This window comes from Myxococcales bacterium, from assembly GCA_022184915.1.
In the GTDB taxonomy this organism is placed as follows: Bacteria; Myxococcota_A; Polyangia; order Fen-1088; family Fen-1088; genus JAGTJU01.
Window position 1 is genome coordinate 828,910 of the sequence record JAGTJU010000002.1, and the last position, 26,684, is coordinate 855,593.

Sequence of the window (26,684 nt, forward strand, 5' to 3'; positions counted from 1 at the left end):
ACGTTCATACGACGAGCGTAGGGTAAGACCCCAAAACGCGGATGGACTCGGAGCCCTCGGCCAGGCGCGCGAGGGCCCGAGCCACGGCCGCATCTGCCTCGGCGCCCGCGAAATCCAGGTAGAATGAATACTCCCAGGGGCGCCCTTCGATCGGCCGGGACTCGATCTTCGTGAGGTCGACGCCCTCGCGGGCGAACGCAGAGAGGGCGTCGTAGAGCCCCCCGGGGCGGTTGGCGATGCGCAGCACGATCGACGTCTTCTGTCCGGGCTTGGTCCCGGTCAGCGTGAAGTCGCCGCGCCGCTCGGGCGCGGTCAGTACGAAGAAGCGAGTGAAGTTCTGGGCGTGGCTTTCGATGCCAGGAACCAGGATGTTGGCCCCGTAGACCTCGGCAGCCGTGGCCCCGGCGATCGCAGCCTGCGAGGGGTCACGGGCCTCCATGATCATCTTCACGCTGCCTGCAGTGTCGTAGCCGCCGGGGTCGACCTGCAGCGCGGGATGGGCCTTCAGAAATCTTTCACATTGCGCCAATGCCACGGGGTGCGAGTACACCCGGCGGACCTCGTCGAGCCGGGTTCCCGGGCGGGCAATGAGGTTGTGGACGATACGCAATACGAGCTCGGCCACGATCACCAGGTCGTGCTCCACCAGCAGGTCGTAGTTCTTGATCACGGAGCCCGCGAGGGTGTTTTCGATCGGCACCACAGCCGTATCCGCTTGTCCTCGGGTCACCGCCTCGAACATTTCCTCGAAGGTACGGCGCGGTTCTATCGCGACGTCATGACCAAAAGCCCCCCGGGCGGCCTCGTGCGAGAACGCACCGGGCTCGCCCTGGAAGGCGACGCGGAGGGATGAATGAGGGCCCGTCATGGCACACCACTGAGAATACAACGCACTTTCCCCGATGCGAGCCCTGGATCCCCCCGGCCGGTTCTCGCGGCGGGAGGACGGGGTTCAGCTCGGCGAACGCATCTTGTAGCCCACGTGCCGGACCGTTTCGATGAGGTCGGCCCCTGGACCCAGCTTGGCGCGCAGGCGGCGGATGTGAATGTCCACCGTGCGGGTGTTGCCCGTGTACCGGTACCCCCACACCCGCGAAAGCAGCTGTTCGCGGGTGAAGACGCGCCCGGCGCCGGTGGCGAGGAACTTGAGCAGCTGAAACTCCTGGCGCGGCAGCTTGAGCGGGCGTCCCCGGTAGTTCACCTCGACGGCCACCGTGTCGATCATGAGGTCCCCCAGTTTGATGCGTCCGGCGGCGCGGAAGGAGGACAACCGCCAATCCAACTGACGGACCCGGGCGTAGAGCTCGGGGCCCACGATGGGCGAAAGCACGAAGTCGTCGATGCCGAGCTCCGGGTCGAGGCCAGGCAGCCGCGACACCTCGATGCACAACAAAACAGGCACGTCGGCCACCGCGCTCGTTTGGCGCACGTGTTTGACCGCCGCCCGTCCGATCTCGAGGTGTGCGCCGGCGTCGATCACGACGACGGAGGGCCGCACCTGCTCGATGTCGTCGGGCAGTTCGTCCAGGTCGAAGCCCACCGGGACAACATCACACCCCAGCTCGCGGAGGGCGGCTGCCGGGGAGTGCTCTTCTTTGTAAGCGTCACTGGGCTTGGAGGTAACGACGACCGCTCGCATGTGAGAAACATCGCAAAGTTGATTCCGAAATCAAGCGTGATTTCAGGGATAAACGAGATTTCTTTGTTTCACTTTGAAACATGCCATGATCGTGTAAACGGAATGTTGCCAGTGAGTATCGAATTAGAAAAATCGCCGACGGTCCCTGTAACCCGATTTACAGGTGAGATTTGTAGGTGCTAGTTTGTGCAGTTCCAACCACCCTATCCGCGGACCGCCACGCGGCCTGCGACGCCCAAAAAACCAGATGAACCGATCTCCCGAAAAGCAAGGCCTGTACGACCCACAAAATGAACACGATGCCTGCGGTGTTGGCTTCGTGGTGGACATGCACGCGCGCAAGACCCACAAAATCGTCGAGAACGCCTGCGAGATTCTGGCAAACCTCGGCCACCGGGGCGCTTGCGGCTGTGAGGAAAATACGGGCGACGGCGCTGGCATCCTTCTTCAGGTTCCCGACCGCTTTTTGCGGGCCGAAGCCGAGGCTGTGGGCATCACGTTGCCTCCCGAGGGCGAGTACGGCGTGGGCATGGTGTTCTTGCCCGTCGACGCGGCCGAGCGCGATCTTTGCGAGCGGTTCATCGAGCAGGCCGTTGGCACCGAACACCAGCACTTCCTGGGCTGGCGGGTCGTTCCCACCGACAACTCGATGATCGGCGACACGGCCAAGGCGGCCGAGCCGAAGATGCGGCAGTTCTTCATTGGCAAGGGCAGCGACGTGGGTCGGCAAGAGGCCTTCGAGCGCAAGCTCTTCCTCATCCGCAAGACCGCCGAGAAGCTGGTGCGCGAGAGCCACCTCATTCACCGCGAGATCTTCTACATCTGCAGCCTCTCGTCCAAGACCCTGGTCTACAAGGGCATGCTGACGTCGGACCAACTGCCGGCGTACTACCCGGACTTGCGCTCGCCGCTCATGGAGAGCGCGCTGGCCCTCGTGCACTCGCGCTTTTCCACCAACACGTTCCCCAGCTGGGCGCGCGCCCATCCTTACCGCGTGGTGGCTCACAACGGCGAGATCAACACGCTGCGCGGGAACGTGAACTGGATGCGGGCCCGCGAAAGCGTGCTCGAGTCTCCGCTGTTCGGGGACGACGTGCAAAAGCTTCACCCCGTCATCGACGAGAGCGGCAGCGATTCGGGCATGCTCGACAACGCCCTCGAGCTGTTGTGGATGGGCGGCCGGCCCTTGTCCCACGCCGTCATGATGATGGTGCCCGAGCCCTGGCGGGGCCACGAGGCGATGGAGCAGCAGAAGAAAGACTTTTACCGCTTCCACAGCTGCATGATGGAGCCGTGGGACGGCCCCGCGGCCATCTGTTTCACCGACGGTTCGATGATTGGCTCGGTGCTCGACCGCAACGGTCTGCGCCCCTTGCGCTACTACGTCACGAAGGACGGCCTCGTGGTGATGGCTTCCGAGGCCGGGGTCATCCCCGCCATCAAGCCCGAAGAGGTCGTTCAAAAGGGCCGCATCCAGCCAGGACGCATGTTCCTCGTCGATACGAAGGAGCACCGGATCATCCCGGACGAGGAGATCAAGCAGAAGTACGCCTTCGAGAAGCCCTACGGCCAGTGGCTTGAAGACAACTTGGTGTCGCTGCCGGCATTGCCGCCGGGAGCGCCGGCGATCGAACCCGACCATGAGACGGTCGAGATGCGTCAGGAGGTCTTCGGCTACACCACGGAAAGCCTCAAGCTGCTCCAGCCCATGGCGGAGATAGCCGCCGAGGCGATGGGCTCCATGGGTACCGACACCCCGCTTGCCGTGCTGTCGAACAAGCCTCGCCCGCTTTACGACTACTTCAAGCAGCTCTTCGCGCAGGTCACGAATCCTCCGGTGGATGCCATTCGTGAAGAGATCATCATGGACATCGGTACGTCCATCGGTGCCGAGCGCAATTTGTTCGATCCCCAGCCGTCGTCGGCCCGTCAGATCGAACTCGACAGCGCCATCCTGCTCAACCGGGAACTCGAGACCCTCCGTGCGCTCGACGGGTCAAAGACATCCCGAGGCTTCAAGTCCGCCACGCTGTCGATGGTCTATACGGTCGCGGGCGGCGGGAAGGGTCTGGAACGGGCCCTCGAGGCCTTGTGCCTGGAGGCCGAGAAGGCCGTGGTGGACGGACACGACATCATCATCCTCTCCGACCGCAAGCACGACGAAACGCGTGCGCCCATCCCGGCCCTGCTCGCCGTGGGCGCCGTTCACCATCACCTGCTGCGCAAGGGAACCCGCACGCGCACTTCGCTGGTGGTGGAGAGCGGTGAGCCTCGCGAGGTTCACCACTTCTGTCTGCTCATCGGCTACGGTGCGAGCGCAATCAACCCGTATCTCGCCTTCGAGAGCATGCACGACATGGCCCGCGTGGGCCGCCTGAAGACCGACCCGGCCAAGGCCGAGAAAAACTTCGTCAAGGCCGTGAACAAGGGCGTGACGAAGGTGCTCTCGAAAATGGGTATCAGCACCGTGCAGAGCTACCACGGCGCCCAGGTGTTCGAGGCCATTGGACTCTCGTCGGACCTCATCGAAAAGTACTTCGCCGGCACCGCTTCGCGCGTGGGCGGCATTGGTATCGACGTCGTGGCCGAGGAGGTGCGGCGTCGTCACGAGAGGGCCTTCGTGCCCGGCCGTAAGGTGGTTCGTCTGGGGCTGGCGCCCGGCGGCGAGTACCAATGGCGGAAGGATGGTGAGTACCACCTCACGAATCCTCAGACGATCCACAAGCTTCAGTACGCTGTGCGCACCGGCAACTACCAGGCATACAAGGAATACGCGGGCATGATCAACGATCAGTCCCGCACCTTGTGCACGCTGCGCGGGCTGATGAAGTTCCGCTCACACCGAAAGCCCGTGCCCCTCGACGAGGTGGACTCGGTCGAGACGATCTTGAAGCGCTTCAAGACGGGCGCGATGTCTTACGGCTCGATCTCGAAGGAGGCCCACGAGGCTCTGGCAGTGGCCATGAACCGCATTGGCGGGCGGAGCAACACGGGCGAGGGCGGTGAAGACCCCGAACGTTACAAGCCCCTGCCGAATGGCGACTCGAAGCGCAGCGCGATCAAGCAAGTGGCGTCGGGTCGCTTTGGCGTCACCAGCGCCTATCTGGTGAACTCCGACGAGATCCAGATCAAGATGGCCCAGGGAGCCAAGCCGGGAGAGGGCGGCCAGCTTCCCGGAACGAAGGTCTACCCCTGGATCGCGAAGGTCCGTCACTCGACGCCGGGCGTGGGGCTCATCTCCCCGCCCCCCCATCACGACATTTATTCGATCGAGGATCTCGCGCAGCTCATCCACGATCTCAAGTGCGCGAACAACCGCGCGCGCATCAGCGTCAAGTTGGTGGCCGAGGTCGGTGTGGGCACGGTGGCGGCGGGCGTGGCGAAGGCGAAGGCCGACGTCGTGCTGGTCAGTGGTTTCGACGGGGGCACGGGCGCGTCGCCTCTGACCTCGATCAAGCACGCGGGCGTGCCCTGGGAGTTGGGCCTGGCCGAGACCCACCAGACCTTGGTGCTCAACAACCTGCGCAGCCGCATCTACGTCGAGACCGACGGCCAGATGAAGACCGGCCGGGACGTGGTCATCGCCACGTTGCTCGGCGCCGAGGAGTTCGGGTTCGCCACCACGCCCCTCGTGGCACTGGGTTGCATCATGATGCGTGTCTGCCACCTCAACACCTGCCCGGTGGGGGTAGCCACGCAGGATCCGCGTCTGCGGGCACGCTTCGCGGGCGATCCTGAGCACGTGGTGAACTTCATGAAGTTCGTCGCCATGGAGGCCCGGGAAATCATGGCCGAGCTTGGCTTCCGGACGGTGGACGAGATGGTGGGTCACACCGAGTGCCTCGAGACCAAGGAGGCGGTCGATCACTGGAAGGCCAAGGGCGTGGATCTCTCCGCGATCCTCCACCAGCCCGACGTAAACGGCAAGGTCGAGCGCTATCGCACGATGGCTCAAGACCACGGGCTCGATAAGGAGTTCGACGACACCACGCTCATCCCTGCCTGCCAAAGCGCGATCGATACCGGCGCCAAGGTGAAGGTGGAGCTCTCCGTGCGGAACGTGAACCGGACCGTGGGCACACGCCTTGGCTCGGAGATCACGCGCAATTACGGAGCCGAGGGGTTGGCCGAAGATACGGTGCACGTGAAGTTCCGCGGCAGCGCGGGACAGAGCTTTTCGGCTTTCGTCCCGAAGGGGGTGACCTTCGAGCTCGAAGGCGATGCCAATGACTACGTGGGCAAGGGCCTCTCCGGGGGTAAGCTGATCGTGTACCCGCCCCGTGAGTCGACCTTCGTGCCCGAAGAGAACGTCATCGTGGGGAACGTGGCGTTTTATGGCGCCACAACGGGCGAAGCCTACATCCGCGGGATGGCGGGCGAGCGCTTCTGCGTCCGAAACAGTGGCGTCAACGCCGTCGTGGAGGGTGTAGGAGACCACGGTTGCGAGTACATGACCGGCGGACGGGTGGTGATCCTGGGGCCTACGGGGCGAAACTTCGCGGCGGGAATGTCGGGAGGCATCGCCTACATCCTCGACGAGAGCCGCACGTTCGCGAGCCGCTGCAACAAAGAGATGGTAGCGGTCGAACCCGTGGAAGACCCCGAGGAGCTCGAGGCCATCCAGCGCATGATTGCTCGGCATCACCAGTTCACCGGCAGCGAACGCGCGCGCGCTTTGCTGTCGGGCTGGCAAGAGTGGCGCAAGCTCTTCGTGCGCGTCATTCCCAGCGACTTCCGACGCATGCTTGAAGCCCAGAAGGAGATGTTGCAAAAAGGCTTGTCTCCCGAAGATGCCGAGATGGCAGCGTTCGAGAAGAATGCAAACAGCGGGGCTCAGGCGCAGGGCAAGTGAGGTCCTTGCGCCACTAGGCAGGTGTTTCGGGCGGCAAACAGTCAACCATTGGCCGAAGACGAACGACGAACATGGGCAAGCCAACAGGCTTCTTGGAATACGAACGACAGGCTCCAGGCTGGGACGACCCCAAGGAGCGCGTCAAGCACTGGAACGAGTTTCACGAACACCAGGCTGAGCCGGTGCTTCAGGAGCAGGGGGCCCGCTGCATGGACTGCGGTGTGCCCTTCTGCCACACGGGGCAAATCATCGCGGGGATGACCGCGGGATGTCCGCTCAACAACCTGATCCCCGAGTGGAACGACCTGGTTTACCGCGGGCAATGGCGGGAGGCGCTCGACCGCCTTCACAAAACGAACAACTTCCCCGAGTTCACGGGACGGGTATGTCCCGCGCCTTGCGAAGGCTCATGCGTGCTGGGCATCAACGCCCCGCCCGTGTCCATCAAGAGCATCGAGTGCGCCATCGTCGATCATGGCTTCGAGGCGGGGTTCATCAAGGCGGAGCCGCCGGAAAAGCGCACGGGGAAGAAGGTGGCTGTGATCGGCTCCGGTCCCGCGGGGCTTGCCTGCGCTGCCGAGCTGAACAAGGCGGGACACACGGTCACCGTGTTCGAGCGGGCCGACCGGATCGGTGGCCTATTGATGTACGGGATTCCCTCGATGAAGCTGGAAAAGCGCCTCGTGGAACGCCGGATCAAGCTCCTGGAAGAGGAGGGCGTCACGTTCCTCACGAACACCTGGGTCGGGCAAAACTATCCCACCGAGATGCTCAAGCGCGAGTTCGATGCCATCGTCCTCTGCGGCGGGGCCACGCAGGCGCGCGACCTCCAGGTCGAGGGCCGGCAGCTCAGGGGCGTGCACCTGGCCATGGATTTTCTGTCCAGGAACACCAAGAGCCTGCTCGACAGCCGGCTTGAGGACGGCCACTACATTTCGGCCAAGGACAAGCACGTGGTGGTCATCGGCGGCGGTGACACCGGCACCGACTGCGTAGGGACCTCCATCCGCCACGGCTGCAAGAGCCTGGTTCAGCTCGAAATCCTGGCGCGCCCGCCGGAAGAGCGCGCCCTCGATAACCCCTGGCCGCAGTGGCCGCGGGTCTACAAGATGGACTACGGTCAGGAAGAGGCCTCTGCCTTGTGGGGGCAGGATCCCCGGCAGTACGCCGTCAGCACCCAGCGGCTCGTGGGCGATGCCGAGGGCAACGTGAAAGAGATCCACGTGGTGGGTCTCCGTCAGGTTCCCGGCGTGGGCCGCCCGCGCTTCGAAGAAGTGCCGGGCACCGAGCGGGTGATCAAGGCGGACCTGGTGCTGCTGGCCATGGGCTTTTTGGGCCCGGAGAAGCCTGGTTTGCTCACCGAGCTGGCCGTCGACCTCGACGAGCGGGGCAACGTGTTGGCAGGCGAGGACTATGCCACCTCCGTTCCGGGCGTGTTCTCGGCGGGTGACATGCGGCGGGGTCAGTCCCTCGTGGTGTGGGCGATTGCCGAAGGCCGTCAGGCGGCCCGCAGCGTCGACAAGCACTTGATGGGCCAGACGGTTCTGGTCTAGGCCCTCGCACGGGGCGTGGTTTTCCTTGGACCACGCCCTGTCGTCTGGGCTGGGGCTGCACGAGGCGGGGGATGTCTCGGAGGCTCGATGCGGTCATCACGGTGAGTGGCTCGTGGGCTCGCCGGCCTGACGCAGACGGCGCGACTCTCGTATTCGTCTGGTAGAGTCCGCTTTGCCCTGGGGCGACATGACCAAGTTCAGCGTGAACCTCAACAAGTTTGCCCTGCTGCGCAATTCGCGGGGAAACAACAACCCCGATGTGCTCGGGATTGCCCGTCGCTGCGTGGCCCGCGGCGTTCACGGGATTACGGTTCACCCCCGGCCCGACGAGCGCCACACGCGCTTTTCCGACGTCACCGAACTGGCGGCCTACCTGAAGACGGAGCCCCAGGTCGAGTTTAACGTGGAGGGCTACCCCACGGCGGACTTTTTGGCCCTCGTGGAGAGGGCGAAGCCCCACCAGTGCACCCTGGTTCCGGATGCGCCGGGTCAGCTCACGTCTGACCACGGCTGGGATGCGGTTCGTCATCAAGCCTTGCTGGCCGAGGTGGTGACGCGTCTTCAGGGCCACGGGATCCGGGTCAGCCTCTTTCTCGATCCCGACCTCGAGCAGGTCGAAGCGGCGGCGCGCACGGGGGTGGCCCGCATCGAGCTATATACCGAGCCCTACGCCCGGGCCTTTGGCACGGAAGCCCAACCCGCCGTCTTGGAGCGATTCGCGGGGGCGGCTGCGCGGGCCCACCAGCTTGGCTTGGGGGTCAACGCGGGCCACGACCTGAACCAGCAAAATTTAGGGCCCTTCTTGGCCTCCGTGCCCTCAGTCCTCGAGGTGTCGATCGGCCATGCCGTGGTCTGCGAAGCCCTTGATGCGGGCCTCGAGCCCACGCTCGACCGCTATCTCGCGATCATAAATAAATGACCTCCAACGGCGCCGAAGGACGACTGAGACAGGTGAGCTCTTCATTGTCGAGATTTCCTTGTGTGTGGTTGGCCTGGGGATGCCTGGTTGCCTGTGCCGCAGGACCCTCGTCCGGGGCGGACGACACGGACGACGTGGCAGGACAAGCGGGGCAACAGGCTGGCAGGGGCGGCGGTGAAGGAGGGGCTCTCGGGGGCTCTGGAGGAAGCGCGGGAGGCCTCGGCGGCAAGGGGGGTGAAACCGGTGGCACGGCAGGCGGAGCTGGGGGCAAGGCAGGTGAAAGCGGCGGCAAGGGAGGCGAAACCGGGGGCAAAGGGGGCGAAGCCGGCGGCCAAGCCGGTCAAGGCCCGAGCCTCGGTGGGGGAGGTTCGGGCGGCGGCTCTGGGGGAAATTCAGGGGCCGGGGGCGCTCTGGGTGGTACGGGCGGCGCGGCCATGGCGGGCGGGAGCGGTGGGGGCCCCGTGGCCCTGCCGGGTCAAGCCGACGTGGTGGCACTTTACACCTTCAGCGAGGGCCAGGGCCGTGTGGCCAAGGACACCTCGGGCTTCGGCGAAGCGCTCGATCTGGCGTTCAAGGACAACGAGGGCTCCATATCCTGGGTCGCCGACGGGCTGAAGTTCACGTCGCCCAACACCAAAAAGGGGCCGATCGCCTACTCGGCGACATCAGGGGGAGCCTGGAAAACCGCGGCGAAGATCACGTCGGCCTTGAAGGCCGCGAATCAAATGACCATCGAGCTGTGGGGCTATGCCACCTCGTCCGCGCAGGACGGTCCTGCGCGCATTCTGTCGTTCGCCCGCGAGAACCATCACCGCAACTTCACCTTGCTACACGGCCGGCGAAAGTGCAGCGATGCGGCCAACGGCAACGAGTTTCAAATTCGGGTGAAGATCAACGCCGAGGACGACAATGGTTGCCCCGAGGTGGCATTCCCCAGTTCCGTGGTGGTTCCCTCGACGATGGCGCACGTGGCCTACGTACAAACGATGGGCGGAGATCAAGTCCTCTACCTCAACGGCGAGCAGGTGGGGGCGGCGAAGCTCTCCAAGGCGTCTGACTTCTCCCACTGGTTCGACGACGTGCCGTTGGGGCTGGGTAACGAGCCGAAGTTTGGTGATGCCGTGGGTGTCGACGGCGGGCACGAGCGCGAGTGGAACGGCGTCCTCTCCACGGTGGCGATCTACAAGCGCGCGCTTTCACCCGCCGAGGTCAAGGCCCGCTTCGACGCCGGGCCCCGGTAGCGCGCGCGGCGCCCCGAGGCCGGTTGTCCAGCGGGGGCTCAGGCGTCGAGGATGCGCCGGACCGCGTCGCGAACGGCGCCGTACTCGTTCGGCAGCTCGATGGGCTGGTTCGCGTATTTCGGGTCGGGCACCGAGGCCAGTTTGCGGTCGTGGTAGGCCACCTTGAAGTCCGTGAACTTGAGCCCGTTGGCCGTGCTGATGACCACCACGGTCTGATCTTTCGTCACGAGCTGCCGCGCCACGAGCTTTTCGAGCGCCGCCAGGGCCACGCCCGTGTGAGGGCAGCAGAACATGCCCGTTCGGTCGGCCCGCGCTGCCGCGTCCGCCAGCTCGGCCTCCGTGGCCTGTTCCACCACGCCGTCGAACTGCCGAAGGGCGCGGATGGCCTTGTCCCGGCTCACGGGATTGCCGATCTGGATGGCCGAGGCCAGGGTGGATTGCGGCACCATGGAGGAAAAGCTCTCGAAGCCCTTCAGGTAGGACTGGTAAAGCGGATTGGCGTGCGCGGCCTGGGCCACGCAAATGCGAGGCATTTTGTTGATGAGCCCGAGGTCGCGCATGAGGTTGAATCCCGCGCCGAGCGCGCTCACGTTGCCGAGGTTGCCACCCGGGATGATCACCCAGTCCGGCACGCGCCACTCGAACTGCTGGCAGATCTCGATGCCCACGGTCTTCTGACCTTCGAGCCGCAGCGAGTTCATGCTGTTGGCCAGGTACACCCCTTCTTCGGCTGCCAGGCGCTGCACCACGGCCATGCAGTCGTCGAAGTTGCCGTCGAGGGCGAGCACCTTGGCGCCGTTGGCGAGCGGCTGCACGAGCTGGGCGGTGGAGATCTTGCCGTGGGGCAAGATCACGAGCGAACGCACCCCGGCGGCCGCGCAGTACGCCGCCAGCGCGGCCGACGTGTCCCCGGTGGACGCGCACGCGACGGCCGAAACGTTTTTGCCGTCCGCCATCATCTGCTTGACCACGGACACCAGGACCGTCATGCCGAGATCCTTGAACGAGCCCGTGTGCGAGTTGCCGCAGAGCTTGATCCACAGATCCTCCACGCCGATCTGACCGCCATAGCGCTGCGCCCAGAAGAGGTTCGAGCCGCCTTCGTACATCGACACGATGTTCTCGTCCCGAATCCCGGGGTGGACCCACTCGCGTTTGCCCCACACGCCCGAGCCGTGCGGCCACTCGGTGCCGAGGTAGCGGTCCTCGAACAGCTTCATCCACTGATAGGCCGAGTTCTGCCGCAGGGCCTCCATGTCGTGCCTCACCTCGAGCAGGTCGTTGCAGGTGGGGCAGCGGTAGATCACTTCGTCGAGCGCCCATTCCCCGGCACAGCCGGAGATGCACTTGAACACGGCGCGGAATGGCTTCATGGCCGGCAATTTACCTTAAAATCGCGTGAAGCAAGGACCCGCCCGTCGGTTTCCGATGCCGAATGCTTGCACAACGGGGCAGGGAATCGTCAGCCCTGTTGTCATTGGCCTCGACCGCGTGGCCTCCGGGAAACAGCTCTGCGCCGGGGCTCGCGCACCGGGGCAAAACCAAGTACTGTACGGCCCCCGACCGCCCTGGTGGCGGCGTGCGTTCTTCCATGCCACGTCAACCGAAAAGCCAAGCTCCCGAGGTCTACAAATTCGGCGGCGCCTCCCTGGGCGACGCTTCCGCGTACAAACACGCGGCCACCATCGTGAAGGCGGCCCCGGGGCCGGTGGCGGTGGTGTGCTCGGCACCGGCAGGCGTCACTGACGCCTTGCTGGCGGTCGCGCGCGCGGCCCACGAGGGGGACAAAACGGCCGTGGACGCGGCCAACGCCGCCCTGGCCGCCAAGTTCCGGGACATCGTCAAAGGGGCCTTGTCGGATGCGGCGGCCCGCAAGCGCGTGCAGGCCTTGGTGGACGCGTCGCTCGAAGAGCTGTCGTCCCTGGCTACCGGGCTTTTGGTGCTGCGCGAACTCACGCCGCGCACCAGCGACCTCGTGGTCTCACGCGGCGAACGCCTCTCCGCCCGCCTCTTCGAGGCCGTGCTGCGGGCCGCGGGCGTCAAGGCCGAGTACGTCGAAGCTACCGAGGTGGTGGTGACCCACGGTCCCTTCGGTGGGGCCGCGCCCGACCTGGACGCTTCCGACACAGAGGTCCGCCGCCGCCTGCTGCCCTTGCTTCGGGCGGGTGTGGTGGCCGTGGTGCCAGGCTTTTTGGGCGCGCTCATCGACGACGCGGGCCAGCTGACGGGGACCGTGACGCTGGGCCGGGGCGGCTCGGACCTGACCGCCACGTTGCTGGCCCGGGGCCTCGAGGCCGCGCGCGTTTCGTTGTGGAAGGACGTGCCGGGCTTACTCACCGCCGACCCGCGCGTGGTGCCGGACGCGCGCGTGGTGCCGCAACTCAATGTGCGCGAGGCCGCCGAGCTGGCTTACTACGGCGCCAAGGTGCTGCACCCGCGTGCGCTCATCCCGGTGTCTGGCCAAGACATCCCCGTGCACGTCAGGCCCTTTGCCGAGCCTTCGTCGCTCGGCACCGAGATCTCGAGCCGGCACACCCTCGATGGCTACCCCGTCAAGGCCTTGTCGGCTGCCGCCGGTCAGGCGCTGGTCACGGTGGCGGGGCGGGGTCTTTTGGGTGTGCCCGGGGTGGCGGCCCGGACGTTTGCGACCCTCTCGCAGCATGGCCTCTCGGTGTCGCTGATCTCGCAGTCGTCGTCGGAGCAGACCATTTGCTTCACGGTCCCGGAAGGCGAAGCCAAGGCGGCCCAAAAGTGTCTGCAGCACGCCTTCGCGCAGGAGATCGCGAGCCGTTACGTGGACGGCATCCAGATCCAACCCGGCATGGCCACGATCGCCGTGGTGGGGCTGGGGATGGCCGGCAAGCCCGGTATCGCGGCCCGGGTCTTCGGGGCCCTCGCGGGCTCGGGCATCAACATCGTGGCCATCGCCCAGGGCTCGTCCGAGCTGAACATCTCGTTCGTGGTGTCCCAGGCGCAATGTGCGGACGCGCAGAAGAGCATTCACGAGGCCTTCCAGCTGGCGAAGATCGGCGGCGGGGCCCTGCGGGAGCACGACCACGTGGACGTGGTGCTGCTGGGCTTCGGCCAGATTGGCCGCACGCTGGCCGGTCTCATCTCGCAAAACGGCAACCACGGCAAGACCGGCAAAATTGGCAAAGCCGCCAAGTCCAAGGCCAGCATCATGGCGGGAATCGATACCAGCCGCTTGCGTTTGGTGGCTGCGGTGGATCGCACGGGCTTCGTCTTCGACGCCGAAGGCTTGCCGGCCGCGCAGGTGGCGGAGCTCGCACAGCAGAAGAGCGAGGGGGGAACGTTCGCCAAGGCGCCGGGAGGGCACAAGGCGACACCCCTTCAGGCCGTCCAGCACTTCGCCAAGCACGCGCTCTCGAGGCCCGTGATCGTGGATGTCACGGCCCACGATACGTCCGCCGTGTTGATGGCGGCCGCCGAGGCGGGCATGGACGTGGTGCTGGCGAACAAGCGTCCCTTGTCGGCGAGCCGAAAGGACGATCACACGCTCCGCGAGGCGCTGGCCAAGCGGGGGCGGCAGCTGCGCTTCGAGGCCACGGTGGGCGCCGGTCTGCCCATTCTCGACACCTATCGCAAGCTCGTGGAGTCGGGCGACAAGGTGCAACGGATCGAGGGCTGTGTGTCCGGCACGCTCGGGTATCTGCTCACCGAGGTGGGGCATGGCGAACCGTTTTCGGCGGCGGTCAAGGAAGCCATGGCGCTTGGCTACACGGAGCCGGACCCGCGCGATGATTTGTCGGGCGCGGACGTGGGCCGCAAGGCCCTGATCTTGGGCCGCTTGTTGGGGTTCACCGGAGAGCCCGAGGACGTCGCGGTGGAGAGCCTCGTGCCCGGAGAAGCCCGCAAGCTGTCGAAAGACGCGTTTTTGGCCAAGCTCGAGACCTGGGACGCCGAATGGGCGAAGCGGGTCGAGGCCGCCCGCAAAGACGACGCGGTTCTGCGCTACGTGGCCACCGTAACGGCCAAGAAGATCGAGGTGGGGCTTCGGAAGGTCAAGCGGGGCACGCCGTTCGCATCGCTCGAGGGCACGGACAATCAGATTGCCTTCACCACGGCCCGCTACCGTAGCCCGCTGGTCATCACGGGGGCAGGGGCCGGGCTCGAGGTCACCGCGGGCGGTGTGCTCAACGACATCATGGATCTGCTCGGCGGCTGAACCCGCGGCAAACGTTTACCAGGGACACAGGGCGAACCACGGGGGCCTCTGCGCGCCGGCACGAAGCCGGAACCCGTGGTTACACCACGATGTCCAGCAGCTGCAGGCGCGTGAGATAGCCTTCGAGTACGGCCACCGTATCGACGGGCAAGAGGTCGAGCTCCAAGGTCACCTGTCCCTGGGAGGCACGGAGAATCGTTCCTGAAATGGCTATCTCTTCCCCGCCGAGCTCGGCGATGCCAGAGACCCATTCGCCCTGATGGGCCGTGACGGTGTGGTCGGGCCATGCCACCGTCACGTGCGTGCGGGACAGCTCCACCACCGGGCTGCGGCCTGCGTCGAGCCGAAGACAGGCAGGGTGGGAGGAGGGGGGCGCCACCCGATAATTGACCCTTCTGTTTTTGACGATCAGCCGCTCGAGGGTCTCGAACACGGGAGTCGACACGGGCGTTTCCTGCGTTTCCAGGACGAGGTCGCGAAGTGACTTGAGCGCCTTTTGCGTCGCCACGAGATTGGCCCGCATGTCCGACAGCCGACGCTGATCGTTTCCAACCTTTTCGGCTGCCGCCGTCAGGAGCTTTTTGAGGAGGCGGATGCCGATCGCGGGCTGTTCGACGAACAAGGCCTCGACGTCACGCTGCCGGAACTGCCACACCTCGGAGCCCGCCGCCACGATGGCGCGCGCGGACCGTGCCGCTCCGAGGACGCCGCCGAGTTCGCCTATCACCGCAGGCGGTCGGAGCTTGAGCGGCGCTTCCCCTGGCATCTCGAGGGTGACCTCACCGCGCGTGAGCAGGTAGAAGGCCTCGGACGTTTCACCCTCCTCGAACAGCACCCCCCCTTTTCCGGGCAGGGTCTCCTGAAACCTCGCCGCCAGTTCGGCTAGCTCATCTTGCGCAAAGTCTTGAAACAGAGGGATCGTCGTGAGCTGGTCGAGACGCGGTGCCGACATCCTTCCGATTGTACACGAGTCGCAAAAAGCGCGCGGTCTGCGCGCGACGAAGCCTCTCGACCGCCCGGTCGGCCAGCATTTTCCACCCCGACCGGACAGGGCCCGGCGGGTGGGAACGCGAGGGGAAATGCTCGTTCTGGCAGTCTCGAGGCCTCATGAAGCGCGCGCCTCGGTCCGGGTCCACGAAGTCGCGTGAGGCGCGCGCTTGGCCCGTTGCGGCGGAAGCTCGTTCCTTTACGACCAGCCCTCAGGCGCGCTTCGGCTTTGACGCCCTTTGGTCGACCGTGGTAGGCAAGCGCCTCCCTTGGCGCCTGAAACGCAAAAAAAAGTTGTCATCCTCGGCGGAGGCTTGACTGGCATCTCCACGGCTCTGCACCTGCGGTTGCCGTGGGTCCTCTTCGAGAAAGAAGCGCGGCTCGGCGGGCACGCCCGCACCGACGAAAAGCAAGGCTATCGCTTCGACAAAACCGGTCACTGGCTGCATCTGCGAGATCCAAAGGTCAAGCAACTCGTGGCCGAGGCGCTACCGGGACAAATGGAAGACGTCGCCCGCAAGGCGCGCGTTTTTTCGAACGGTGTGCTCACGCGTTATCCCTTCCAGGCCAACCTGCACGGTCTTCCACCCGACGTGGTGAAGGAGTGCTTGATGGGCGTCATCGAGGCCAAGCTGGGGGGCGAGATTGCCGGGGAGCCCCGGAACTTCGAGGAGTACTGCCTGCGGCACTTTGGCGCGGGAATCTCGAAGCATTTCATGATCCCCTACAACGAGCGGCTTTGGGGCGTCTCCCCGCGTGAGATCACGGCCGCGTGGTGTTCGCGGTTCGTGCCTTTGCCCAATCTCGAACAGATCGTGGCGGGCGCCGTGGGCGCGGGGCCGGCAGAGATGGGCTACAATGTGGGCTTCGTCTATCCAAAGCAGGGCGGCATCGAGACCTTCACGAAAGCCCTCATCGGCCGCATCGATCCTGCGCGGGTGAACACCGGCGTGAGCCCCGATCTGATCGATTATGAAAAGCGCGAGGTGCAGGTGGGCGGCGAGCGCCTCCCGTATCACGCCCTGGTGGCGTCGATTCCCTTGCCCGAGCTCTTGCGGCGCATGCCGAATCTGCCCCCGGCGATCGAGGCGCACGCCGCGAACCTTCGTTGCACCACACTCCAGTATCTCAACGTGGCCACGCGCCGACCCACCCCCGCGGATTGGCACTGGATTTACGTGCCCGAGAAGAAGTACCCCTTTTACCGGGCCGGCATCTTCACGAACGCCATGAAGAGCATGGCCCCCGAAGGCGGATCGTCGCTCTATGTCGAGCTGGCGGACCGAAGCCCTATCAGCGACCTGGACGCGGTCACCCGCGAGGTGGCCCAGGGGTTGGTGGAAGCGGGGGCGTTGGCGTCACCCGACGATCTTCTCTTCGCCGAGCCCAAAGAGCTGAAGTACGCGTACGTGGTGTTCGACGACAACTACTACCCGGCCACCACGGCCATCTTCCGCTTCCTGGAATCGCATGACATCTATCCCCGCGGCCGCTACGGGGCGTGGACCTACAACGCCATGGAAGATTGCGTGATCGCGGGCCGCGAAGTCGCCGCCACCATCGAAGCTGCCCACGGAGAGCCCCAATGAGCGAGAACCCCGTTTCCTCAGCCCCCCACGTTTCGATCGTCATCCCCGTGTACAACGAAGAAGGCATCCTGCGCGGGTCTGTGCTGGAGCTGCGCGAGAAGCTTGCGCCCTTTGGATTCACCTACGAGATCATCCTGAGCGAGAACGGCTCGCGCGACCGCACGATCGAAATCGGCAAGGGCATCGAGGCCGAACACCCGGATGTGCGCCTGCTCTCGCTCGGGCAACCGAACTACGGGCTGGCGATGAAGTCGGGCATCATGAACGCGCGCGGCACCATCGTGATCTGTGACGAGATCGATCTGCTCGACGAAGAGTTCTACGCGCGGGCGTTGGCCTTGTTGGAGCGCACCGACACGGAGCTGGTGGTCGGCTCGAAGGCGATGGTGGGCTCGAACGATCAACGTCCGCTGTTTCGTCGAACGGCCACCCGCGTGTACAACGGCATGCTGCGCGCCGTGTGCCAGTACAAGGGCACCGACACCCATGGCCTCAAGGCCTTCAAGCGCGACGCGCTCTTGCCCACGGTCGAGCGCTGTGTGCTGGACAAGGACGTGTTCGCCAGCGAGTTCGTGATCCGTGCCCACCGCGAAGGCAAGAAGGTGGTGGAGATCCCGTTCGCCGTGCGGGAAAAGCGCCCGCCCAGCATCCGCCTGCTCAAGCGCGTGCCCCACGTGCTGAGGAGCGTGGCCAAGCTCGCGGTCACCGTGCGCCAGAACGGTTAGGTCAGGGCGCCGGGGGGCCTTGTGCCTCTGCGTTGAACGGTCCGGGAAGGGTGATGGTACACGCCGTCGTGCGCCATGCTGGGGGATCTCATCGGCTTCAGATGGCGACGAACCCGCCGACCGCCGATAGTGCCCTAATGGTGCATCATCGCGCTTCGTTGACTCGAGGGCCCGGGCGGATTCGTATGCGTTCACGGGCAAGTGTGCTTCCGGCTCTGGTGTGGGCAACCGCTTGCGCGGCCCTGCTGCTCGGGGCCTGCGACGACGATGCGGGCTCGGCCTCGCGAGGCGATGGCGGCCCGGGGGACGCGGGGCTCGGGGCGGGCACCGGGGCCCGTGGGGGCATCGGGGCCCCGTCCGGCGGGGCCGGTGGCAACAGCGGGACGGGCGGCAGCGCCGTCCCGGGCGCCGGAGGCGTGGGCGGTATCGCGGCCTCGTGTGCGTCGGGTACCGCCCAGTGCAGCGACGGGATGGACAACGATGCAGACGGCCGGATCGATCAGGCCGACGGCGAGTGCGTAAGCCCTTGTGACAATGACGAGGGCAGCTTTGCTACCGGCATCTCGGGTGACAACATCGACGCCTGCAAACAAGACTGCTTCTTCGACGGTGATTCGGGCCAGGGCAACGACGGCTGCGAATGGAACCTCAAGTGCGACGCCAAGAATCCAGGGGCCGCGTCGTGCCCTTACGACCCCTCGTTCAAAAACTGTCCAAGCGCCCAGTCCGAAAAGTGCCTCAAAAACTGTCGTCGGGTCACCCCGAACGGCTGTGACTGCTTCGGCTGCTGCGCGTTCCCTACCCCGAACGCCACTGTGACGGTGATGCTTGTCAACACCTGCACGCAGGACAAACTGGGCGATCCGGCGGCGTGTCCTCCCTGCACCCAGCAGACCGCTTGCGTCAACACCTGCGAGCCTTGCGAGGTTTGCATCGGCAAACCCACACTCGATCCTGGCTGTGCGATGCCTCCGGGCGGGGCGGGCGGCAGCGGCGGCGCCAGTCCTCCCCCGGCCCCCGTGTGCGAGGAGGGTATCGTGTCCTGCGGGCCTGGAGGCCAGGTGGCCGACGGGGCTTGCCCGGCAAGCACCTATTGCATCACGGGCTGCTGCGTTTTTCCTCTGCTCTAGGGCGCGGGAAGCGTCCCCGCGTGCCGGCACCTACCGGCACGCGTGCGGGCGCAGGAGGGGTCAGGACAGGTCGTCGAAAGAAACGAGGGAGGTCTGCCGAAGCGCCCCTGCGGCCGCGGCGACGCCGGCGCCGCGATCCACCTTCGCATTCTGCTCGCTCATCAAAACCTCGAGAGCGCTCAGAAGCAAAAAGATGTTCCTCTCCGTGGACGAGGAGCCCATGAGCCCCACACGCCAGGCGCGCCCCTTGAAGGGGCCGAGACCCGCGCCGATCTCGATCCCGAAGCGCTCGAGCAGGCCCTTGCGGACGCGGAGGTCGTCGATGCCTTCGGGCACCCTCACGCAGTTGAGCGTGTAGAGGCTACTCGAGGGGATGTACGACAATCCCAGCGCCTCGAGACCGGCGCGCAGGGAGAGGTAGTGGCGTTTGTGGCGGGCATACCGCTCGAGCAGCCCCTCCTCGAACACCACGCGCAGCGCTTCGTGGAGCGCGTAGCTCATGTTGATCGGCGCCGTGTGATGGTAGGCGCGATCCGCACCCCAGTAGTTGCGGATCATCGACATGTCCAGGTACCAGTTCGCGACCTTCGTCTTCCGTGCGTCCATGGCCTTCACGGCGGCCGCGCTGAAGGTCACCGGTGCCAGCCCCGGGGGGCACGACAGGCATTTCTGGGTACCGCTATAGCAGGCATCGATTTTCCAGTCGTCCACCCGTAGCTCCATGCCAGAAAGCGAAGTGACGGCGTCGACCACGAGCAGCGCGCCGGCTTCGTGAACCAGCCGAGAGATCGTTTCAAGGGGTTGGTGGGCTCCGGTGGACGTCTCGGCGTGCACAATCCCCAGCAGCTTGGCGTGGGGGTACGACTGCAGCGCCGCTTCGACGAGCTCGACGGGGATCGTGTCTCCCCAAGGCACCTCGAGGGTGTGCACGCGCGCGCCATAGCGTTCGGTGACGTCCTTCATGCGCGCCCCGAACACGCCGTTGACGCAGATGATGGCCTCGTCACCGGGCTCGATGAGGTTGGCGATGCAGGCTTCCATGCCGGCGCTGCCCGTTCCCGGGACCGCCAACGTGAGCGCGTTCTGTGTATGGAACAGCCTCTGCAGCATGGTGCGCACTTCGTCCATGAGCCGCAGGTACTCGGGATCCAAGTGGCCGACCGTGGGGGCCGACATCGCTCGTAGAACGCGTGCGGGCACGTCGGAGGGGCCGGGGCCCATCAGGACGCGCTGGGAGGGCTGAAAGGGGGCGGGAATGGTGCTCATGACGACAGCGAGCGTACCAGCGTCGGCGGTCGCGGGAAAGCCGTGCGGTCGCGGGAGGACCGGCTGTCCTCCGATCATGGCCTCGAGGAAGCGACCGGTGTACAACCGGGGGCATGCCTTCCCGGTCGAACCCCGCACGCGCCCCTTCGCCGTGGCTGCCGATCGTCTCTGCGATCGTGTTTTCGCTGGCCGCGTCGCCCGCCCTGGCGGCACCCCGGCCCAAGCTCGTTGTCGTATTGGTGGTGGACCAGATGAGGGCGGACTACGTCGAGCGTTTCGGCTCTGCGTGGCGCGGGGGGCTCCACCGGCTGTTTACCGAGGGCGCGTACTTTCGAAACGCCGCGTTTCCGTACTTGCAAACGATCACCTGCGCAGGACACGCGACCATCAGCACCGGCGCCTACCCCTACCGTCACGGCATGGTCCAGAATGCCTGGTACGACCGCAGCGCGGGCAAGTTGATTTCGTGTACGAACGACCCCACACAGCCCCTTCTGTCCTACGGCTCCCCCGTGTCGGGCGGAGACAGCCCCGCTTTTTTGCAGGTGCCCACATTGGCCGACGAGATGCGAGCGCAGCTGTCTCCTGCAGCGAAGGTGGTCACCACGTCCCTCAAGGCGCGCAGCGCGATCATGCTGGCGGGTCACGCGGCCGTTGCCACCACATGGGCCGACGCCGGTGTCTTCGTTACCTCGAGGTCCTACACCGACGCTCCCGTTCCGGCGGTGGCAAACTTCCTCGGCAAGAACCCAATCGCCTGGGACCGCCTACCTGTGTGGAACTTGCTGCTGCCTCCGCGTCGCTATTGGTTCGCCGACGACGCCCCCGGCGAGGCCGCCCCACACGGCTGGACGCGGGGGTTCCCACATGCCCTCGTGGGTGCAAACGCGCTCGACTCGCTCACGAACTGGGTGCGCAGCCCGTTCGCCGACGCTTACCTCGCCGACCTGGCGCTGGCCCTCGTCAAGGACCTGCAGCTCGGGCGAGGTCCGGCGGCCGATTACCTGGGCATCAGCTTTTCGGTGCTGGACCTCGTTGGGCACGCGTACGGGCCCCGCAGCTTCGAGGTGCAGGACGTGTTGCTTCGCCTGGATCAAACGCTCGGCACATTCCTGACCGGACTGGATCGCTTGGTGGGGAAGAACGAGTACGTCGTGGCGTTGACGTCGGACCACGGTGTGGCGGCCATTCCGGAGCAACTCGAGGCGCTCGGGGTGCCGGCGGGCCGTATTCCCGTGGACCGACTGAAAGCCGGGCTAGAAGCCGCTCTGGATCGCGAGCTCGGTGCGGGAAGCCACCTGGCGGCGGTCGTTTACACCGACATCTACTTTGCGGCCGGCGTCTACGAGAAGCTGCTGGCGACGCCGGGGGCGCTTGCACGGGTGCGTGCGGCCGTCCTGGGCGTACCGGGCGTGAGCGAGGCCTTTTTCGGCGCCGAGCTGGCCGACGTGGCGCCCTACGAGCCCGCCGCCCGGCGGGCGGCTGCGCTGTCTTATTTTCCAGGGCGCAGTGGCGACATGGTTTTGGTGCCCGCGCCCAACCACATCACCGTGGCCCATGGAACCACGCATGGCAGTCACAACGACTACGACCAGCGTGTGCCGCTGGTGTTCGCCGGGGCGGGCGTCGCGCGGGGGCAGTTTAGCCGCCGTGTAAGCCCGGCAGATCTCGCTCCCACGTTGGGCCAGATGGTGGGTGTGACCTTGCCGCGTCCTGATGGCGCCGTATTGCCCGAGGTCGTGCCCGCGCGCTGATCAGCGCATGAAGATCCAACTCGCAGCCACCGCCAACGTGGCGCCGATGACGAGGCCCATACCCACGAGCGCCAACAGCCGCCGGGTGTTGGCCGGGCCCAGGGCAGGTCCCGGGAGTGGGGGCGGGCCGGGCGGTTGCGTGCGTTCGGCCAAGTGGGCCAGGGCCACGATCGTGTTATCGGCCGTGGCGGAGCGGATGGTGCGGGTGACCCGCGGCAGATCGCCGTCGAGGCGCACGGCCATCTGAGACAGGGCCATCGCGGCCTCGTCGAGGCTAGGCCGGGGCGCTCGCTCTTTGTCCATCATGCGGACGATGAAAAGCCTGAGCTCTTCATCCACGCTCGCGACGAACTCGCGCGGGTCGGGAACAGGGGCCGTGAGGTGGGCGCGCATGACGTCCACGTATCGCTGTACCTCGGTGCCTGCTCGGCAGCGGAACGGCGGTTTGCCTGTGAGAAGGTGAAAAAGGCTGCATCCCAGAGAGTAAACGTCGGCCCGCTCGTCGACGTCGTCGCCCCGGGCTTGTTCGGGGGCAATGTAATCGGCCGTGCCCACCACCATGCCCTTGCCCGTGAGGCTCTTGTCGGCGGCGTGAGATTTCGCCAGGCTGAAGTCCGTGACCTTGACCGCGCCTCGACCCGAGATGCCCAGGTTGGCAGGTTTCACGTCGCGGTGAATGATGCCCGCCCGCGCCGCCTCGGCCAGTGCCGCCGCGGCTTGCGCCCCGATGGTGGCCACGACCCCGCTGTCGAGCGGCCCGCGATCATCGAGCAGACGCTGGGTGTCGCCCCCTTCGAGCAACTCCATCGCAAAGTAAGGTCGGTCCGTGCCGTCGATGTGCCCCGACTCGAACACCGTGATGAGGTTCGGATGCGTCAGTTTCGCCAGAGCCCGCGCCTCGCGAAGGAACCTCTCCTTGACGGTCTGATTCTGAAGGTGCTTGGGTCCCAGCGTCTTGAGGGCCGTGCGCCGGCCGAGCTGGTCGTCTATGGCCAGGAAGACCTCGCCCATCGATCCCCGACCGAGCAGCTTTTCGATGCGATAGCGCCCGACCTTTTGGCCGGGGGCCAGCGTGCCGCCTGCCGCGGGCGGCGGAGCGCCAAGAGCGGGGATGGGCCTTTCCAAGCGGGTCTCCTCGGGTGAAGACGACGAGCTCACTCGAACGGCGCCTCGTTCTCGTCCGCGTAGTTCTCGAACTTGGTGAACTCGCGGATGAAGGTCATGGGAACCGTCCCCGTGGCGCCGTTTCGGTGCTTGGCCACGATGAGCTCCGCCTTGCCGCGGTTCTCGGTGTCGTCCGGGTTGAAGACCTCTTCGCGGTGGATGAAGCAGATCATGTCTGCGTCCTGCTCGATCGCGCCCGACTCGCGGAGGTCCGACATCTGCGGCCGTTTGTCTTCGCGCTTTTCCAACCCCCGGTTCAACTGGGAGCAGGCGATGACGGGGATCTTCAGGTCCTTGGCCAAGGACTTGAGGCCTCGGGAGATCTCGGCAATCTCGCGCTCACGGTTGTCGTCCTTTTTGCTCGAGCCGCGACACAGCTGGAGGTAGTCGATGACGATGAGCCCGAGCTGCCGGGGGATGCGTCCATTTGCGTCCGGTTTCGGGGGCGGGAAATGGCGCAGGTCTCCTCGAAAACGACGCGCCTTGGCACGAACGTCCAGAATGCTCGGGGCCGCGGAGTCGTCGATCATGATGGGCGCAGCCGCGAGCCGGCCCCCGGCGGGGTAGATCTTGTTCTTCCAGTCGGCGTACTCGATGAAGCCGCGCCGGATCCGGCTCTGGTCGATCCGGGCCTCGCTGGCCAACATACGCTCCATCAGTTCGTACTTCGACATTTCGAGCGAAAAGATGAGCACCGGGACGTTGTGGTGAAGCGCCGCGTTGACGCAGACGTTTACGACCCAAGACGTCTTGCCGACGCCCGGCCGCGCCGCAACGATGATGAGGTTTTCTGGCTGCAGCCCTGCCGACAAGGCGTCGAATTTTTTGAAGCCGGTGGGAACGCCGTTGACGTCCTTGCGCTCTGCCGCGCGGGCTTCGATGTTTTCGAGCACTTCGGTCATGTGGTCGCCCACGACCGCGTAGCTTTCCTTGCGGTTCTGCTGGGCCACCTCGAAGACCAAAGACTCGGCCTGGTCCAGGAACTCTTCGTAGTCACCGAACTCGCCGAACGCGCGCGACTGGATCTCGGCACAGGCGCCGATGAGGCGCCGCAGCGTGGCTTTCTCCTTCACGATGCGCACGTACTGCGCCACGTTCTCCGCAGTCGGCACCGAGTTGGCGAGGTTGATCAGGTAAGCCGGCCCTCCCTCGACCCGCGCGAGGGCCCCGCGGGTCTTCAGCTCGTCGCCGAGCGAGATGATGTCGATGGCCTGGCGCCGTTTGTCGATGGTGAACATCGCGTCGAAGATTTCGCGATGTACGGGTAGGAAGAAGTCGTCTGCGGTGAGGCTGGTGGCGACCTCGTCGAAGCAGCTGGGCTTGAGCAGCACGCTGCCGAGTGCCGACCGCTCGGCGTCGGCGTTGTTCGGGGGCGCGCGGTGGCTGACGATGGGGGCGGGGGCCAATTCGGACATGGGCGAAAGACGACTTTGAGCGCGGGAGAAGATCGCGGCCGGCCGGTCCTGGCAGCCCAAGCCTCCTGGCTCGGATCCGGTGACGGCAGACGCAGCCGAACGAAAACGGCGAGAAGAGCTTACGCCCTCCTCGCCGTCGTGCTGCCGGTGTTTTGCGTCCAGGCCGAGATTCCGACCAGGCGCTCACCTTCCGGAGGTGTTCGCCTCCGTTGTGCTTTTCGCCTGGGTTCAGGCGTCTTGCTTCACCACCCACACCTTGACGGTGGCGGTGATGTTGCGACCGAGTTTCACAGGGACCTCAGTCAGGCCGAGCCGCTTGATAGGCTCGTCGAGTACGATGCGCTTGGCGTCGACCGCCACGCCCTGCTTTTGAATGGCTTCGGCGATGTCGCGGCTCGTGACCGAGCCGTAGAGACGGTCGCCTTCGCCGACGGCGCGGGCGATAGTGACGGCGGTGGCCGACAGCTTCGCGGCGGCCGCGTCGAGGTCCTTGAGCAACTTGGCATTACGAGCCGCGATCACGCGGCGCTCGTGCTCGATCTTCTTGACGGCGCCCGCCGTCGCCGGCATGGCGAGTCCGCGGGGCAGCAAATAGTTGCGGGCGTAGCCGGGGCGGATGACCACCACGTCACCTGCATTGCCGAGGTTCTCGACGTCTTCTCGGAGAATGACTTGCATGTTCTGCCTCTTGTCCGAAGGGGTGTTCGATTTAGGTCGACGAGGCGCCGTAAGGCATGAGGGCAATCATGCGGGCGCGACGAATCGCCAGGGCCACTTCGCGCTGACGCTTGGCCGTGAGGCCCGTGAGCCGGCGCGGAATCAGCTTGCCGCGTTCGGTGACGAACTGGCGAAGCAACTCGACGTCCTTGTAGTCGACCCTGTACGCCGGGTCCGTGTAGATCGGGTGCCGTGAGCGTTGGGGACGGGCTTCCGTCTCTTGATCGAAGCTGCGATCCATCGACATGCTTATTTCTCCTCGCCTTCGGCGCTTGCAGAGACGCGCGCACCAATCACGTCGTCATCATCGTCATCGTCATCGTGGGAAGCGGCCGACGAACGGTGACCCACGGCCAGATCTTCTTCGTCGGGTCCGGGCACGGAGGCGCTGGCGAAGGACTCGTCCGTGACGCTGGCTTCCTTGCTGCCCGGCTCGACGTTCTCGGCGATCTTGACGGTGTAAAAGCGGATGACCGAGTCGGCGATCTTCAGGTTGCGCTCGACCTCGTCCACCAGGCCGGACTTGCCGAGGTAGTGCCAGAACAGGTAGGTGCCCTTGAGGTGCTTTTGCACCTCGAAGGCCAGGCGACGCTTGCCCCAGTTCTCGACCTTGAGAAGCTGGCCACCATTGCCTTCGATGACCCCGCGCACCTTCTTGTTCACCTCCGAAATCGTGGTTTCGTTGGCGTCGGGACGCAGGATATAGATCGTTTCGTACTCACGCAGCCGCCCAGGTATGTCGCGGCTCGAGAGCAGTCTTTCTGCTGCCATGTGTGATTCCTCGTGGAAAGAAGCCCGGAGGCAAGCTCCGAGCAAGGACGGAAAGGCCGGTAAGCTAGGGGATCGCGGTCGTTCTGTCTTGGCTTTTTCGTGATTTTTTCACCCTCGCGGGCTGCCAGGGATGACGCAGCGCCTATTCGACCGGCCCGAGGGCGCGTCCGTTGAAGCGGTTCATGGCGGCCGTGATGCCCAGCTCCACCACCGCTTCCACCGCATCCGCTGCCAGGTCCACGAAGGCGGGAAGCTGCTTGCGCTCGTCAGACGAGAAGCGAGACAGCAGGTAGTCGGCTGGATCTCGCCCGGGCGGCGGACGGCCCACGCCGGCCCGCACGCGGGGAAAGTCCTTGGTGCCGAGGTGAGAGATGAGAGACTTGAGGCCGTTGTGGCCGCCGGGGCCCCCTCCGGACGCCAGCTTGAGGCGGGCGAAGGGTACGTCGAGCTCGTCGTGGACCACCAGCACACGCTCGGGCGGGATCTTCCAGAATCCGGCCATACGTCCCACGGATTGGCCGGACAGATTCATGTATTCCATGGGCCTCAAGAACACGATCCGCTGGCCGCAGAGCTCGGCGTCCGTGGTCTCCCCCCCGAACTTCGTCTTCGCCGCGGGGGCGCGCGCACGGTCTCGGAGGGCCGTTTCGACCATGAAGCCCAGATTGTGTCGCGTGTCTTCGTACTTCGGCCCTGGATTTCCGAGGCCTACCACCAGCCACATGCACGTGCCTCCCGAAATGCCGAAGGGCCGCTGGCGAAGGTTCGCGAGCGGC

The 26,684-nt window shown here is 65.5% G+C and carries 20 protein-coding genes; 9 read left to right on the plus strand and 11 right to left on the minus strand.

Annotated features, from left to right (window positions below; all coding sequences use genetic code 11):
- Positions 1-4: 4 nt before the first annotated feature.
- Positions 5-868, minus strand: coding sequence for a prephenate dehydratase (pheA, locus tag KA712_11130; GenBank protein MCG5053503.1), 864 nt, complete (start codon positions 866-868; stop codon positions 5-7).
- Between the two features lie 84 nt (positions 869-952).
- The gene (locus KA712_11135) at positions 953-1,225 is read right to left on the minus strand and encodes a winged helix-turn-helix domain-containing protein (protein MCG5053504.1); all 273 of its coding nucleotides are present in this window, start codon (positions 1,223-1,225) and stop codon (positions 953-955) included.
- A 661-nt stretch (positions 1,226-1,886) separates the two neighbouring features.
- Between KA712_11135 and gltB the strand changes: the two genes are divergently transcribed.
- The 4 genes from gltB to KA712_11155 all read left to right on the plus strand — a co-directional run bounded on the left by gltB (position 1,887) and on the right by KA712_11155 (position 10,204).
- Positions 1,887-6,491, plus strand: coding sequence for a glutamate synthase large subunit (gene gltB, locus KA712_11140; GenBank protein MCG5053505.1), 4,605 nt, complete (start codon positions 1,887-1,889; stop codon positions 6,489-6,491).
- Positions 6,492-6,562: 71 nt separating this feature from the next.
- Positions 6,563-8,044: a glutamate synthase subunit beta gene (locus KA712_11145; protein MCG5053506.1), complete on the plus strand. Its 1,482-nt coding sequence runs from the start codon at positions 6,563-6,565 to the stop codon at positions 8,042-8,044.
- Positions 8,045-8,231: 187 nt separating this feature from the next.
- Positions 8,232-8,963 carry a pyridoxine 5'-phosphate synthase gene (locus KA712_11150; protein ID MCG5053507.1) on the plus strand — a complete coding sequence of 244 codons (732 nt, stop codon included), beginning with the start codon at positions 8,232-8,234 and terminating at the stop codon, positions 8,961-8,963.
- 62 nt (positions 8,964-9,025) lie between these two features.
- The gene (locus tag KA712_11155) at positions 9,026-10,204 is read left to right on the plus strand and encodes a LamG domain-containing protein (GenBank protein ID MCG5053508.1); all 1,179 of its coding nucleotides are present in this window, start codon (positions 9,026-9,028) and stop codon (positions 10,202-10,204) included.
- 38 nt (positions 10,205-10,242) lie between these two features.
- Here KA712_11155 and thrC read toward each other — a convergent pair whose 3' ends face one another.
- Entirely contained in the window at positions 10,243-11,577 is a 1,335-nt protein-coding gene (gene thrC, locus KA712_11160; protein MCG5053509.1) for a threonine synthase, read from the minus strand.
- Positions 11,578-11,795: 218 nt separating this feature from the next.
- On the opposite strand from thrC, the gene KA712_11165 reads away from it, so the two are divergent.
- On the plus strand, positions 11,796-14,390 hold the full coding sequence (locus KA712_11165; protein ID MCG5053510.1) for an aspartate kinase: 2,595 nt from the start codon (positions 11,796-11,798) through the stop codon (positions 14,388-14,390).
- A 79-nt stretch (positions 14,391-14,469) separates the two neighbouring features.
- On the opposite strand, the gene KA712_11170 is transcribed toward KA712_11165, so the two are convergent.
- Positions 14,470-15,342, minus strand: a complete 873-nt coding sequence (locus tag KA712_11170; protein MCG5053511.1) for a cyclic nucleotide-binding domain-containing protein — start codon at positions 15,340-15,342, stop codon at positions 14,470-14,472.
- A 349-nt stretch (positions 15,343-15,691) separates the two neighbouring features.
- Here KA712_11170 and KA712_11175 point away from each other — a divergent pair, with 349 nt between their 5' ends.
- From KA712_11175 to KA712_11185, 3 genes are all read left to right on the plus strand, one after another.
- Positions 15,692-16,966 (plus strand): FAD-dependent oxidoreductase, encoded by a 1,275-nt coding sequence (locus tag KA712_11175; GenBank protein MCG5053512.1) that lies wholly within the window; start codon positions 15,692-15,694, stop codon positions 16,964-16,966.
- Positions 16,963-17,691 carry a glycosyltransferase family 2 protein gene (locus tag KA712_11180; GenBank protein MCG5053513.1) on the plus strand — a complete coding sequence of 243 codons (729 nt, stop codon included), beginning with the start codon at positions 16,963-16,965 and terminating at the stop codon, positions 17,689-17,691. The genes KA712_11175 and KA712_11180 overlap by 4 nt, the downstream gene beginning before the upstream one ends.
- 185 nt (positions 17,692-17,876) lie before the next feature.
- On the plus strand, positions 17,877-18,821 hold the full coding sequence (locus KA712_11185; GenBank protein MCG5053514.1) for a hypothetical protein: 945 nt from the start codon (positions 17,877-17,879) through the stop codon (positions 18,819-18,821).
- A 60-nt stretch (positions 18,822-18,881) separates the two neighbouring features.
- On the opposite strand, the gene KA712_11190 is transcribed toward KA712_11185, so the two are convergent.
- On the minus strand, positions 18,882-20,087 hold the full coding sequence (locus KA712_11190) for an alanine--glyoxylate aminotransferase family protein (protein ID MCG5053515.1): 1,206 nt from the start codon (positions 20,085-20,087) through the stop codon (positions 18,882-18,884).
- A 113-nt stretch (positions 20,088-20,200) separates the two neighbouring features.
- Here KA712_11190 and KA712_11195 point away from each other — a divergent pair, with 113 nt between their 5' ends.
- Positions 20,201-21,841 (plus strand): alkaline phosphatase family protein, encoded by a 1,641-nt coding sequence (locus KA712_11195; protein MCG5053516.1) that lies wholly within the window; start codon positions 20,201-20,203, stop codon positions 21,839-21,841.
- On the opposite strand, the gene KA712_11200 is transcribed toward KA712_11195, so the two are convergent.
- From KA712_11200 to pth, 6 genes are all read right to left on the minus strand, one after another.
- The gene (locus KA712_11200; GenBank protein MCG5053517.1) at positions 21,842-22,966 is read right to left on the minus strand and encodes a serine/threonine protein kinase; all 1,125 of its coding nucleotides are present in this window, start codon (positions 22,964-22,966) and stop codon (positions 21,842-21,844) included.
- A 29-nt stretch (positions 22,967-22,995) separates the two neighbouring features.
- Positions 22,996-24,420: a replicative DNA helicase gene (gene dnaB / locus KA712_11205; GenBank protein ID MCG5053518.1), complete on the minus strand. Its 1,425-nt coding sequence runs from the start codon at positions 24,418-24,420 to the stop codon at positions 22,996-22,998.
- A 228-nt stretch (positions 24,421-24,648) separates the two neighbouring features.
- On the minus strand, positions 24,649-25,098 hold the full coding sequence (gene rplI / locus KA712_11210; protein ID MCG5053519.1) for a 50S ribosomal protein L9: 450 nt from the start codon (positions 25,096-25,098) through the stop codon (positions 24,649-24,651).
- A 31-nt stretch (positions 25,099-25,129) separates the two neighbouring features.
- Positions 25,130-25,378, minus strand: a complete 249-nt coding sequence (gene rpsR, locus KA712_11215; GenBank protein MCG5053520.1) for a 30S ribosomal protein S18 — start codon at positions 25,376-25,378, stop codon at positions 25,130-25,132.
- An 8-nt stretch (positions 25,379-25,386) separates the two neighbouring features.
- Positions 25,387-25,908 carry a 30S ribosomal protein S6 gene (gene rpsF, locus KA712_11220; protein MCG5053521.1) on the minus strand — a complete coding sequence of 174 codons (522 nt, stop codon included), beginning with the start codon at positions 25,906-25,908 and terminating at the stop codon, positions 25,387-25,389.
- A 142-nt stretch (positions 25,909-26,050) separates the two neighbouring features.
- Positions 26,051-26,632 (minus strand): aminoacyl-tRNA hydrolase, encoded by a 582-nt coding sequence (gene pth, locus KA712_11225; protein MCG5053522.1) that lies wholly within the window; start codon positions 26,630-26,632, stop codon positions 26,051-26,053.
- Positions 26,633-26,684: the final 52 nt, after the last annotated feature.